The 13,138-nt window shown below is 45.1% G+C and carries 13 protein-coding genes; 6 read left to right on the forward strand and 7 right to left on the reverse strand.

The features are described from left to right. Positions 1-123: 123 nt before the first annotated feature. From MSG35_RS20955 to MSG35_RS20965, 3 genes are read left to right on the forward strand one after another with little or no spacing between them, the layout of a single operon-like run. Complete coding sequence (locus tag MSG35_RS20955; protein ID WP_050634924.1) at positions 124-1,143, forward strand: glycosyltransferase family 2 protein; 1,020 nt, start codon at positions 124-126, stop codon at positions 1,141-1,143. Next, entirely contained in the window at positions 1,140-2,627 is a 1,488-nt protein-coding gene (locus MSG35_RS20960) for a glycosyltransferase family 39 protein (RefSeq protein WP_172379723.1), read from the forward strand. The genes MSG35_RS20955 and MSG35_RS20960 overlap by 4 nt, the downstream gene beginning before the upstream one ends. Next, entirely contained in the window at positions 2,614-3,078 is a 465-nt protein-coding gene (locus MSG35_RS20965) for a GtrA family protein (RefSeq protein WP_172379722.1), read from the forward strand. Before MSG35_RS20960 ends, MSG35_RS20965 begins: the two co-directional genes overlap by 14 nt. Before the next feature lie 125 nt (positions 3,079-3,203). On the opposite strand, the gene MSG35_RS20970 is transcribed toward MSG35_RS20965, so the two are convergent. Then, on the reverse strand, positions 3,204-5,582 hold the full coding sequence (locus MSG35_RS20970) for a YgiQ family radical SAM protein (RefSeq protein ID WP_282450043.1): 2,379 nt from the start codon (positions 5,580-5,582) through the stop codon (positions 3,204-3,206). Between the two features lie 237 nt (positions 5,583-5,819). Between MSG35_RS20970 and MSG35_RS20975 the strand changes: the two genes are divergently transcribed. Both MSG35_RS20975 and MSG35_RS20980 read left to right on the forward strand, forming a co-directional pair. After that, positions 5,820-6,500 carry a hypothetical protein gene (locus MSG35_RS20975; protein WP_048659617.1) on the forward strand — a complete coding sequence of 227 codons (681 nt, stop codon included), beginning with the start codon at positions 5,820-5,822 and terminating at the stop codon, positions 6,498-6,500. A 113-nt stretch (positions 6,501-6,613) separates the two neighbouring features. Continuing rightward, positions 6,614-6,814, forward strand: a complete 201-nt coding sequence (locus tag MSG35_RS20980) for a DUF4250 domain-containing protein (protein ID WP_004741624.1) — start codon at positions 6,614-6,616, stop codon at positions 6,812-6,814. Positions 6,815-6,953: 139 nt separating this feature from the next. Here the strand turns inward: MSG35_RS20980 and MSG35_RS20985 are convergent, their stop codons facing one another. Then, positions 6,954-7,865: a LysR substrate-binding domain-containing protein gene (locus MSG35_RS20985; protein ID WP_048664705.1), complete on the reverse strand. Its 912-nt coding sequence runs from the start codon at positions 7,863-7,865 to the stop codon at positions 6,954-6,956. A 281-nt stretch (positions 7,866-8,146) separates the two neighbouring features. On the opposite strand from MSG35_RS20985, the gene metE reads away from it, so the two are divergent. Then, a complete protein-coding gene (gene metE / locus MSG35_RS20990) occupies positions 8,147-10,492 on the forward strand; it encodes a 5-methyltetrahydropteroyltriglutamate--homocysteine S-methyltransferase (RefSeq protein ID WP_248384935.1) in 2,346 nt (781 codons plus the stop codon). Positions 10,493-10,600: 108 nt separating this feature from the next. Here the strand turns inward: metE and MSG35_RS20995 are convergent, their stop codons facing one another. From MSG35_RS20995 to MSG35_RS21015, 5 genes are all read right to left on the reverse strand, one after another. Next, a complete protein-coding gene (locus MSG35_RS20995) occupies positions 10,601-10,996 on the reverse strand; it encodes a GspS/AspS pilotin family protein (protein ID WP_017062026.1) in 396 nt (131 codons plus the stop codon). A 1-nt stretch (position 10,997) separates the two neighbouring features. Then, the gene (locus MSG35_RS21000; RefSeq protein ID WP_248384936.1) at positions 10,998-11,294 is read right to left on the reverse strand and encodes a YciI family protein; all 297 of its coding nucleotides are present in this window, start codon (positions 11,292-11,294) and stop codon (positions 10,998-11,000) included. Between the two features lie 194 nt (positions 11,295-11,488). Continuing rightward, complete coding sequence (yciA, locus tag MSG35_RS21005) at positions 11,489-11,887, reverse strand: acyl-CoA thioester hydrolase YciA (protein WP_009846426.1); 399 nt, start codon at positions 11,885-11,887, stop codon at positions 11,489-11,491. A 267-nt stretch (positions 11,888-12,154) separates the two neighbouring features. Then, positions 12,155-12,721: a septation protein A gene (locus tag MSG35_RS21010; protein ID WP_248384937.1), complete on the reverse strand. Its 567-nt coding sequence runs from the start codon at positions 12,719-12,721 to the stop codon at positions 12,155-12,157. A 133-nt stretch (positions 12,722-12,854) separates the two neighbouring features. Then, the gene (locus MSG35_RS21015; protein WP_017069991.1) at positions 12,855-13,103 is read right to left on the reverse strand and encodes a hypothetical protein; all 249 of its coding nucleotides are present in this window, start codon (positions 13,101-13,103) and stop codon (positions 12,855-12,857) included. Positions 13,104-13,138: the final 35 nt, after the last annotated feature.

A 13,138-nucleotide genomic window follows, 5' to 3' on the forward strand; every position in this document is an offset into this window, starting at 1 on the left:
TGATTCTCATACAGAAATAGACGGTAACATTATCCTGAGTGAGCGTGAAAAATATGTCAATAACACAACTTTCACTTATGAGGGGGTAGATTGGATTCAGATTAAAAAATAGAAGAACGTATTATGTCTGAACTTCATATTAGCCGACCTAAAGTCTCCACATCACGGATCAATCCCGCCGTTTCACTATCGATCATTGTGCCGTTTTACGATGAACAAGAGGTGTTAGAAGAGTTTCATTCTCGCTTAACCAAGGTGCTGGATAGCTTACCCATCACCAGTGAAATCGTTTATGTCGATGATGGCAGCAAAGACAACAGCTTGGATTTGGTGAGCTCATTCACTTCAATCAATAGCTCAATTTCTGTGATCGGTTTAAGCCGTAATTTTGGTAAAGAGTCAGCGATGAGTGCTGGCCTCGAACACTGCCGAGGACAAGCCGTGATCTTGCTCGATGCAGATCTGCAAGATCCACCCGAGCTGATTCCTCAAATGATTGCTAAATGGCGCGAAGGTTATGACGTCGTCAATATGCAGCGTAGCCAACGTGACGGTGAAACGTGGTTCAAGAAGTTTTCAGCCGCAAGCTTTTACAAAGTCATGAACGTGGCAGCGAAGATCGATGTTCCAGAAAATGTGGGTGATTTCAGACTGTTAAGCCGAGAGGTTGTCGACCATATCAACCAACTGCCTGAACGTAACCGTTATATGAAAGGCATCTTTTCATGGCCAGGTTTTAGACAAGCAACGATTCAGTTTAAGCGCGACGCTCGCTTCTGTGGTGAGACCAAGTGGAACTACCTCAAGTTAATCGGATTGGCGATGGATGGCATCACATCATTCTCTATCCGCCCGCTGCGTATTGCGACGGCCGTTGGTGGATTAGTGGCGCTTACCGCTTTTGTGTATGGCGTCTTCATCGTGTTCAAAACCATGATGTTTGGTGAGCCTATTACGGGTTACCCATCAATGATGGTGGTCCAACTTGCCCTAGGCGGTATTCAACTTCTGAGTATTGGTTTAATGGGGGAATACATAGGTCGTATTTTCATTGAAACCAAGAACCGCCCTTTGTATTTGATCCAATCGGTGGTCGATACCCCTGCATTAAAAACACATTTTAAATTAGAGGAGTCAGCATGAGCCTGAACCGAACGCACCTATGGTATTTGTTGGCTTTTGCATTGGTTTTAAGGCTCTTATCTCTGGCGACATACCCTTTAATGGATACCACGGAAGCGCGCTACGGTGAAATGGCTCGCTTGATGGTAGAAACCGGCAATTGGTTAACCCCTCAATTCGATTATGGCATCCCTTTCTGGGGTAAACCACCGTTGTTCACATGGATGAGTGCGGCGGGGATTGAGCTGTTTGGTTTGAGTGAGTTTGCTGTGCGTGCGCCACACTGGCTAGCAGGTTTTGCGACGATTTTGTTGGTTGCGTACATGGCTAAGCGTACCGGACAAAGTGCCTTGGTGGCGGCCGTGGTATTGGCGACATGTGGGATTTTCTCTATCGCGGCGGGTGCTGTGATGACCGACATGGCGTTAACATTAGCGATGACCATTGCCATGTTAGGTTTTTATCTATGTTGGTTAGGAGGAGAGGGTTCAAAGGGAGGAGGTAATGCGAAGACTAATCGGTCTTGGGGCTATGTCGGTTTCATTGGTTTAGCACTAGGCTTGCTGGCAAAAGGGCCGGTAGCGATTGTGATTATGGGTATCGCTGTTTTCCCTTGGTTAGTATTGCAACATGGCTTCTTTGGCGCTTTCAAAGTGCTATGGCAACGCTTTCCACTGTTGTCTGGCTTAGGTGTGATGCTGGCGATTGCTTTGCCTTGGTACATCATGGCTGAAATGGCAACACCGGGCTTTATCGATTACTTTATTGTTGGCGAGCACTTTAAGCGTTTTGTTGTGAGTGGCTGGGAGGGCGATTTATACGGTTCTGCCCATGACCAAGCAAGAGGCATGATCTGGTTGTTTTGGCTTCAAGCGGCTGCGCCATGGTCGATTGTGTTACCTATTTTGACTTTTGCTCGTCGTAAGAAAATCGCAGAAGTTAACGCTGAACATAGTGGGTTGTTTTCATTCCTTTTGTGTTGGTTGGTCTCTCCTCTAATTCTATTCACCATGGCTGGTAATATTCTTCCAGCTTACGTTCTACCTGGCATTCCGGCCCTTGGTTTGCTGGTGGCAATGCTTGTGGTAGAAAAAGATAAGAAGTGGTTCTCGAGTGTGGCTCTAGTGTTACCTGTGTTGCTAATGATTGCGATGGTCTACCTCAACCTAGGCAAAGCGAATGAGAAAAGTGACCGTATTATCTTTGAACAAATTACGGATGAAGCGCCGAGCTTTTACGTCGGTAAACGACCTTTCTCCGGGCAGTTTTACAGTCATGGACAAGCGAAAAAGCTACTTGATGTTGAACAGTTAGATGGTATCGACAAGTTCTATCTGATTGGTAAAAGAGCGGAAGTGGAAACCAAGATTAAAGACAATGCGTTGACCTGTATTTTAGAGCCGACGGTGAAGATCAAGCGCGCTCTATTTAGTTGTCATAGCCAAAACATCAAACCAAATCTATCGTTGAGCCATATACGAAGTGACGGCGATGTTCAATTTTAACTCGTCATCGAGACTGTTTAGCCACAAGTTCGACGCGCTAAACCAAAAACTACAACCTCACCATAAGATGATTAAATTCGCTATGGTGGGAGCGGGTGGCTTTGTTGTCGATTGTGCCGTGTTTGCATTGCTGCATTACGTTATTGGACTGCCGTTGATGAGTGCTCGAATTGGTTCTTTCATCGTAGCTGCAACGACAACTTGGTTTGGAAATCGAGTGCTGACCTTTGAATTCAAAGGTCAGGGGAGTTGGTACGAAAAGCTGATTCAGTGGCAAAAGTTCATGTTCTCTGCATCGATATCGGCGATACCTAATTTGCTGTGCTTTAAGCTGATGACGGTGTTACTTCCTGCATTTACAGGGGGAGTGTTTATCGCAATGGCGGTAGGCATCTTGGTGGGAATGGTCAGTAATTATCTGCTTAGTCAGTATTGGGTGTTTGCTCGTTAGACTCTCTTGTAATCACACAGACAAGTGAAAATTGTGGTTAGTCATTGGTAACAGACACAAAAAAGCGCAGATATAATAGCTGCGCTTTGTGTTTTTACGATAGCGAAGTCAATCGGTTCGCGATATTAGCGTTGTGCTGCGCGCTGGCGGTTCTTGCCGTTAGCCGCAGGTTTGCCACCTTGACCATTGCCCGATTTATTGCGGTTTGGTTTGCTGTTTCCGCCGCCATTACCTTGTGATTGCTGACCACCAGGTCCTTTCTTAATGAAGCCCGTAGCTGGTTTACGACCATTGCCATTACCGCCACCTTGGCTACCGTTGCTGTTACCAGTTGGCTTCTTGCCACCCGGTTTTTTACCAGAGTGGTTACGTGGGCTTTCGCCACCAAGACCTGGCTGAGACTTACTGTGCTTAGTCGCAAAGCGCTGTGAACCGTGACGACCAGATTTACGACGTTGTGCAGGTGTTTGCGCATCAAAATCTTCTGCTGGTACTAGGCAGTTTGCTTTGTCACCAATTAGGTGTTGTTTACCCATGCTGATCAGCGCTTCACGGATGATTTTCCAGTTTTCAGGATCGTGGTAACGAAGCAGTGCTTTATGCAGACGACGTTGACGATCACCTTTCGGTACAGGAACATCTTCACGCTTCTTATATTTCACGCGTTTCAGAGGGTTAGTCTCTGAGTAGTACATCGACGTTGCATTACACATTGGCGATGGGTAGAAGTTCTGTACTTGGTCACACTCGTAGTTGTGCTTTTTCAGCCACATTGCAAGGTTAAGCATATCTTCGTCTTCTGTGCCCGGATGAGCAGAGATGAAGTAAGGAATCAGGTACTGTTTCTTACCGGCTTCAGCGCTGTACTTCTCGAACATCTCTTTGAAACGATCGTAAGTGCCCATGCCCGGTTTCATCATCAGGTCCAACGGGCCTTTTTCAGTATGCTCTGGAGCAATCTTCAAGTAACCACCAACGTGGTGAGTCACAAGCTCACGAACGTATTCTGGAGACTCAATCGCTAGGTCGTAACGAACACCAGAAGCAATCATGATCTTCTTAACGCCCGGTACTTTTCTTGCTGAGCGGTACAGGTCGATGGTGTGTTGATGGTCTGTGTTTAGCTTTTCACAGATTTTCGGGAACACACATGATGGACGACGGCAGTTAATTTCTGCTTTTGGATCTGAACAACCTAAACGGTACATGTTCGCCGTTGGACCACCTAAGTCAGAAATAGTACCGGTAAAGCCCGGTACTTTATCTTTAATGTCTTCGATCTCATCCAAGATAGATTCTTTCGAACGGTTTTGAATGATACGACCTTCGTGCTCTGTGATTGAACAGAAAGAACAACCACCAAAACAACCACGCATGATATTAACCGAGGTTTTGATCATGTCGTATGCTGGGATTTTCGCTTTACCGTACATCGGGTGAGGAACACGCTTGTAAGCAAGGCCAAACACGTAATCCATCTCTTCTGTAGTCAGTGGAATTGGCGCTTGGTTAACCCAGAGCTCACGATCACCGTGACGTTGAATCAGAGCACGACCCGAGTACGGGTTTGTCTCAAGGTGCAGAATACGGCTAGCGTGAGCGTAAAGAATACGGTCATTGTTTAGCTTTTCGTAACCTGGGATACGAACTGCTGTAGTTTTTGCATCGTGACGAGAAGGGCGAATAGTAATAGGCTGCGCTTTTACTTCTTCTTTTTTTTCGTCTTTCTTGGTATCACACTGGGTTTCAACTTCGTATGGGTTAACGGGAACATACGCTTTGTTCGGCTTTTCGATACGAGAAGAGTCAATGATTTTGAAGCCTTCAGGCGCTGCTGGAAGATTGATAGCAGTACCGCGGATATTGGTTAGTGTAGACATGTCTTCGCCGTCGGCAATGCGATGTGCCACTTCAACCAGTGCACGTTCAGCGTTACCAAAAAGAAGAATGTCGGCTTTTGCATCAAACAATACAGAGCGACGAACTTTATCCGACCAGTAGTCGTAGTGAGCAACACGACGCAAGCTCGCTTCAATACCACCAAGAACGATTGGCGTGCCTTTGTAAGCTTCACGACAGCGTTGAGAATAAACCAGAGTTGCACGGTCAGGACGCTTGCCACCTTCATTGTTTGGTGTGTAAGCATCATCGTGACGTAATTTGCGATCAGAGGTGTAGCGGTTGATCATGGAGTCCATGTTACCCGCTGTGATGCCGAAAAATAGGTTAGGTTTACCTAGCTTCATGAAGGCATCTTTATTGTCCCACTTTGGTTGAGCAATAATGCCTACGCGGAAACCTTGAGCTTCAAGCAGACGGCCGATGATAGCCATACCAAAGCTCGGGTGATCGACATACGCATCACCAGTTACAATAATAATGTCACAGCTATCCCATCCAAGAGCATCCATCTCCTTTCTACTGGTAGGCAAAAAGGGTGCAGTTCCGTAGCACTCGGCCCAGTATTTTTTGTGTTCGTGAATAGGAGTGATATCGCTGTACATATTTCAACCTCTGATTTTTGAGGCGGGAATTATAGCGGCATGAGACTAGACTAGCCAGTAGAACATGCCCCTGTTAGTTCTGGTGTCTTTCGCTATATCGCTTTTAAAAGCATCAAAAGAGCCATACAACAGCATAGTTGAAGCCTTGAATAACGTCGCTAATTTGTGATTTTGATTAGTGTTCGCAGCAGTTTTTGATATTATTCGCGAAAATAAGTCTGAAGAAGTAGATCCACAATGGTCGAAACGTTATTAGTACAATTTGCTCCGATGCTTTTAGGAGCCCAACTGATCTTAACCCTCATCTTGGTGAAAGGGGATATTTGCCCGGGACAACGTGGCCGTATTCACAAGATGTTACCTGCAATTGGCGTGCTTTGGCTGGCGGTTGCCTCAGTAAAAATTGAAGCCTTTCTGGTCGTGTTCGCAATTTTTTATTTCTATTCTCAAGTTCAAACTAAGAAGACTCGTGATTCTGGCCCTATCTGGGTTATGTATTTGGCGTGTGGTTTGGCGTTATCTTACGTTGCTATTCAAGCGACGGAGCAAGCAACCACAGTCGGCATCATTACGACTCTGCTGTTGGTCGTATTGTTAGGTGCTGCGTTTGGTCATTTACTGCTGACGATCGCAAGAACGCGTTTGCAAGCTTTCCACCGTGTTTTGCCAGTGGTGGGTGTATTGGCGGGTATGTTGGTGGTACTGGCAACAGTCGTGAATGTTTACTCACTCTCTGAAGCTCAGTTAGAGCCAGTAATTTCCACGTTACTATTTAGCTTCGCTTTGTTGATCTCTTCTATCGTGGTGTGGTGTTGGCATCTACTGTTCGTTAAGACACCTGAAAAGCTTCAACTTACGGTTTCATTGTTGATGTTATTAGCGGCTGCTGTTGGTTTAACGCCAGTTTGGGCATTGTAACTTCGGGCATTGTAACCACGTATATGATTTAAGAAGTGTGATCTGTTTTTTAGCGTGACCTTGGTAAGCGTTCTAAACTTAACTCTAGTCAGTGTGTTCGTAAGGAGTACGAGATGGATTTAAGCAACGTCAAAAGCCTGGATAGCATTATCTTGCTGGGAATAGTGAACGAAAAACTGCGCTTAGAGTGCGACAGTTTTGAAGAGCTCATTAGCATGTATGAGATGGATATAGAAAGTGTCGTCGGTAAGCTTGATATGCTTGGCTATCAATACGACCCACTGACTAACCAGTTTAAATCTTACGCAAGATAGTCTATTTTTCGCGAATCAACAGGTATCGAAAATCATCGGTACTGAAACTAAAAAGTCACAGATTATCTGTGACTTTTTTTGTTTCTGGCATTTGTTTCTTGTGCTTGGTGTAAGCGGAGTTAGTTGACGATGGTTATTGTTAAACGACCTCAATACCATCAAGGTGACTCTTACTCTGCTGCCTTGCCGTACTAAAGAAAGCCTGTAGGTAACGCTTGTCTTTTTCTGAGTTTCTTACTGCAGCAAACAGTCTTCTCGAAAGCCCTTTACCTAACGGCTTGCTGGCTATCAAGCCTTGCCTTGAGAACTCACTGATTGCCCAGTTTGGTAATGCCGCGACACCTAATCCTGCCGATACCATTTGCACCAACATCAAGGTGTTGTCTGCCTGCTTCCACTTCTTAGGTTCTACACCTGCAGGTTGCAAAAAGTGCTTCACGACATCTAAACGCTGTTTTTGAACTGGATAGGAGAGCATCGTGAGATCGCTAAGATCTTGCGGTTCAATGCTTGGCTTTTCAGCCAAAGGCGAGTTTATTGCAGTGATCAAACGCATCTCGAAATCAAAGAGTGGCTCATAATGAACCTCTGAACGCGGCTGTATATCAGAGGTGATCACCAAATCTAATTCACCAGCCATTAATGCGGGCAGCGGCTCAAAACCAAAGCCTGACGAGAAATCTAGGGTTACGCTTGGCCAAGCAACTTGGTATTCCTTCAAAGCGGGCATTAACCATTGGAAGCATGAGTGACACTCGATCGCCATGTGCAAACGACCATTCACATCCTCTTTCAGGCTTGCGAGTTCGTTCTCTGCTTTAGCGATTCTTGGCTGTATCTCATCGGCGAGCTTAAGCAAAATCTCACCTTCAGAGGTGAATTTAACTGGCCTAGTTTTACGAAGGAAAAGCTGACCGCCAATACGCGCCTCAAGGTCTTTCAATTGATGAGAAAGCGCCGACTGCGTCAGATGAAGAGAGGTTGCAGTTGCTGTCAGTGAGCCGCTGTCTCTCAAGGTAGTCAATGTTCGAAGGTGTTTAAGCTCTATCATGAGTATTCCTCATATTCCCTAAGCTAATTCAATATTTCTTAATAATCACCCTACGGGGTTTTTTATCATTTGTAAACGTCTAGATGTCTAGATGGTTTTAAGTCCCTCATCTTTGGTTTATTCAAGATGAATATTTTTAATAAACAAGATGAATATTTGGACGTTGTTCATTATTCAGATTGGGTGGATAGTTTAGCCATCCAGACACCTTTTTGATAAAGCGTAATCTTCAATAGGTGGTCTGAAAAGATACTAACAATTATTGAATAAGGAACAGGCTCATGACTACGACAACGCATATTCTTGGCTACCCACGCATCGGTGAAAAACGCGAACTGAAATTTACATTAGAGAAGTACTGGCGCGGCGAGATTGGCCAGTCAGAGCTTAAGCAGCTCGGCAGCGAACTGAGAAATCGTAACTGGAATGTACAAGCCGACGCGAATCTAAGCTTTGCAACTGCGGGTGACTTCGCATGGTACGACCATGTGTTAACAACGACTTTGCTTTTGGGTCATGTGCCAAAGCGTCACGCTGGTGGCTCTGAAGAAGAGAAAGCCTTCCCAGACTTAGATACCTTGTTCCGCGTTGGTCGCGGTCAATCTCAAACACAATCCACCTGTTGTGGCGCTAAGCACGGAACTGACAGCGCTAAAGATGGTGCAGCAGCATCAGATATGACGAAGTGGTTCAACACTAACTATCACTACATTGTTCCTGAGTTCAGTAAAGAGGACACCTTTGAAGTGAGCTGGCCACAACTGTTTGACGAAGTGAGTGAAGCGATTAAAGCGGGGCATAAAGTGAAGCCAGTTCTTCTCGGCCCGCTATCTTACTTATATCTCGGCAAAGAAGTGGAAGAGGGCTTTGACCGTTTAACCTTGCTTCCACGTTTGCTTACTGCTTACCAAGCGATTCTGGCAAAGCTAGCCAAGTTGGGTGTTGAGTGGGTTCAAATCGATGAACCTATCCTTTCTCTGGAACTTGAAACTAAGTGGGCAGATTCATTCAAATTGGCGTATCAAGTGATTCAAGTCGATGTGAAGCTACTCCTTACTACGTACTTTGATTCTGTGACTGACACGTTAGATAAAATCGTCGAACTTCCCGTCAACGGCTTACACATCGATTTGGCTGCCGCACCGCAGCAACTCGATGAAGTGGTGAATAAGCTACCTGAAGATTGGGTGCTTTCTGCAGGAGCAATCAACGGACGCAATGTTTGGCGAGCAGACTTAGCCGCGCAGCTTGAGTTGCTGCAACCAGTGAAAGAAAAGCTAGGCGATAAACTATGGGTCGCAAGTTCATGTTCATTGCTGCATAGCCCGGTTGACCTTGAGTTAGAAGAGACGCTTAGCGAAGAAGTGAAGAGTTGGTTTGCGTTTGCAAAACAGAAAGTCACTGAGGTGAGCTTATTGGGTGCGGCGTTAGACGGCGACCAAAATGCCATTTTAGCGTGTGAGACGTATAGCCAACCGATTGTTGCACGCAAGAGTGCGACTCATGTGAATAAGCCTCAGGTACAAGCGCGTCTTAGCACGATTACCAAAGCACTAGCAGAGCGCATTGCTCCATACGCAGAGCGTGCCGCTCATCAGTCTGAGGTGTTGGGTTTACCGCTATTGCCGACCACAACTATTGGTTCGTTCCCACAGACAGGCGAGATCCGTGTTCAACGTAGCGCTTACCGCACTGGCAAACTGAGTGAAGCGGAATACATTACCGCATTGAAAGGCCATATTGCGGATGCCGTTAAGCGCCAAGAAGCTTTAGATTTGGATGTGCTTGTTCATGGCGAAGCTGAACGTAACGATATGGTGGAGTACTTTGCAGAAAACCTAGCAGGCTTTCAAACTACTAAGTTTGGTTGGGTACAAAGCTATGGCTCTCGCTGCGTGAAGCCGGCGATTGTGGTCGCGGATATTGAACGAGAAAAACCAATGACAGTAGAATGGTCGACCTATGCCCAATCTCTGACCTCGAAGCAGATGAAAGGGATGCTGACAGGCCCTGTCACTATCTTATGTTGGACATTCCCACGTGAAGACATCTCACGTAAAGAGATCACTAATCAGCTGGCGTTTGCTCTACGTGATGAAGTGTCTGATTTGCAAGACGCTGGCATCAACATTATTCAAATCGATGAACCTGCCATTCGTGAAGGTTTGCCACTGAAAAAGCGTGACCACGCAGAATACCTAGAGTGGGCGGTCGATGCCTTTAAGATTTCAGCGGCGAGTGCGAAACCTGAAACTCAGATCCATACCCATATGTGTTACAGCGAGTTCAATGAGATCATTGATTCAGTAGCCGCGCTAGATGCCGATGTGATTACCATTGAGACTTCTCGCTCGAACATGGAACTGCTGAAAGCATTTGAAGAGTTTAACTACCCGAATGCGATTGGACCTGGTGTTTATGACATTCACTCACCAAACATTCCTTCAGAAGAGTGGATTGTTGATTTACTGAAGAAAGCGGCAGAAAAAATCCCAGCAGAACGTTTGTGGGCAAACCCTGATTGTGGTTTGAAGACGCGTAACTGGGCAGAGACAGAAGCCGCACTAACTAACTTAGTTTCGGCGACTAAGACACTGCGTAAAGAGTGGGAATCAGCTGAGGTATAATTCAGTCTAAGATTTTGATTGCTCCGTTAATCCACGATGAACCACAACAAAGGCCTCGCATTTGCGAGGCCTTCTGGTTTTATACTTGTTCGAATCTCGAGCTAGAAACTAGCTGCTGCTCTGACACGTCTCTTTGCTGATCAACTTCTCAACCATCAGTTGTCCGCGAGTGTTGCGAATCTTGATGTTGTAAGCCAAGCCCATATCGAGGTTTGCTCTCACTTCAGAGTTGGTGCAGTAGCTATTCACACTCATGTCTACAACTTGGTTTAAAGGCTTAGCACCTTTTGCATCTTGGTTGTAGATCATCATGATTTCGATAACCGTGTTTTTTGCTAGCACGCGCATGACCGACAGTGGACCATATTCAATCGGCAGGCCTGCAGATAAAACGCCAGCTCGGTGCTGCGCCATCATCTCTAGCTGTCTTTGTTCGTCTTGCTCACTTGAAGCACAGCCTGCAAGCAGAGCTAAAGCCAGTGAGCCAATAATCCATTTTTTCACATTAAAATACTTTCTTGAATGGTTTTACAATCACATTTTGGTAAACGCCAGCATCAATGTACGGGTCAGCGTCTGCCCATGCTTGAGCGTCTTCCAAAGAGTTAAATTCGGCAATTACAGTTGAACCTGTGAATCCCGCTTCGCCAGGGTTGCCTGAATCAATAGCTGGCATTGGGCCTGCTGTTAACAGTCGGCCTTCATCGTGAAGTGTTTGTAGGCGTTCTAGATGTTGTGGGCGAACACTTAGGCGCTTTTCTAATGAATTTTCGACGTCTTGAGAAAAAATCACGTACCACATATTGAGATATCCTTATTTTACTTCACTAAATTGGGGCGTTTAAATTCGCTATCTTGCTAATTTACGCGAACTAATTGGTATTGGAAGGGTTAATGATAAGAAATTGTGAATTGGTGCGAGAGAGCGCTATGGTCTTTAGCTATTTCATTGACTCGAACTAAAGACCATTTACGTAAACGACGGAGTGAAAAGTCCTATTTATTGATGGAGCGAGGCTTACCACTTTCATCAACCGCGACGTAGTTGAATGTCGCGCCACAAACCTTGTAACGGTCACCGATGCCGTGGTCAAGTACCGGCTTAACCCATACTTCTAGGTCGATATTCATCGAGCTGCGACCAATCTTAGTGCAATCACCATAAACACATACCACATCACCCACAGAGACTGGTTGTTTGAACTCGATACTTGATACTGAAACTGTGACTATTTTGCCGTTAGAGATCTCTTTCGCCAAGATACCGCCAGCTAGGTCGAGCTGAGACATTATCCAACCACCGAAAATCTGGCCTGCTGCATTTGTATCAGAAGGCATCGCTAATGTGCGAAGAAGTAAAGAACCAATCGGGTTCAAAGTTGATTGAATAGTCATTGTTGTACTCTTGATGGTATTGATTATCTTAAATAAAAACAGATGTGTTGACTGGTTAAGCACATTGGCAAATGAGTGCATTGAACAACAAGAAACCAGATTGCCGCTAATTTAGTGAGATTGTCAGTAAATAATAGGCTTTATTTTGACCAGTTTCTGCAACACAAAAAAGCCAGTGGCCAATGATCACGAGTATCATTGGCCACTGTTAAATAGCATATTGATAAGAATTGTATCAAAAAGGGAATGAGGACTCATCCCTTAGGGTTACTTCTCGTCGGTATTTTTATCCGTTAATTCTTTCTGCTGCTCTTTTGGTAAGTGCTTATAGATATATATACCCGTCAGTAAGGTGAAGAGCAGGGTAGCGATGAGTAAGCCAAACACCTTGAAGTTCACCCAAACATCCAACGGTAGGTTGAAAGCAACGTAAACGTTGAGAATAGCGCATAGAGTAAAGAACAGAGTCCATGCCCAGTTGATCTTGGCCCACACTGACTCAGGAAGTGAAATCTCTTTGCCCAACATTCCTTTAATAGCTGACTTGCCCATGATGTGACTGACTGTCAGGCCGATAGCAAACAGCGCGTAAACGATGGTCACTTTCCACTTAATGAAGTTGTCGTCGTGCAAAAAGATGGTCATGCCGCCAAATACGGCAACCATCAGAAACGTGATGATCTGCATTTTTTCTACTTTCTTGTAGTTGAAATACGTCAAAACAATTTGAACTGCAGATGCAACGATCAAAGCACCAGTCGCGGTATAGATGTCATACATCTTGTACAGCGCAAAGAAAATAATGAGAGGAATGAAATCAAGGATTTGCTTCATGTGGCACTGACTATCCAGTTAGTTGAGTTGCAGACAGTCTAACGAAAACTGTCTCGATGCTAAATAGCCCGAGACAATTGGGTGCCATTTAATTCCATCTAACCCTTCATCGTGTTTAACGAGTTTAGACAGGTTATCGCATTGACGAGGTTTGGTAGCGAGGTATCAGCTTCTTGATGTCTTCAAGATAACCTTCGCTTTTCAAACTGTCTAAGGTGTTTTCGAGTTCTTGTTCACTCATGGCAAAACATGTCGATTTACCGGTCGTTAAGTCGAGATACTCGTGATATTCACGTTCTGTGAAGTGACCAATTCTGTCCATTAATAAGGTTTTAATTCCATGGTGAATTAAGCCGTAATACGTATGTCTTTGTAAGGTCATAGCCTATCCTCCGTGACAAGCTGCATGATGAATAA

The sequence above is a fragment of the Vibrio sp. 1CM23M genome, from assembly GCF_023161755.1.
Classification (GTDB): domain Bacteria; phylum Pseudomonadota; class Gammaproteobacteria; order Enterobacterales; family Vibrionaceae; genus Vibrio; species Vibrio coralliirubri.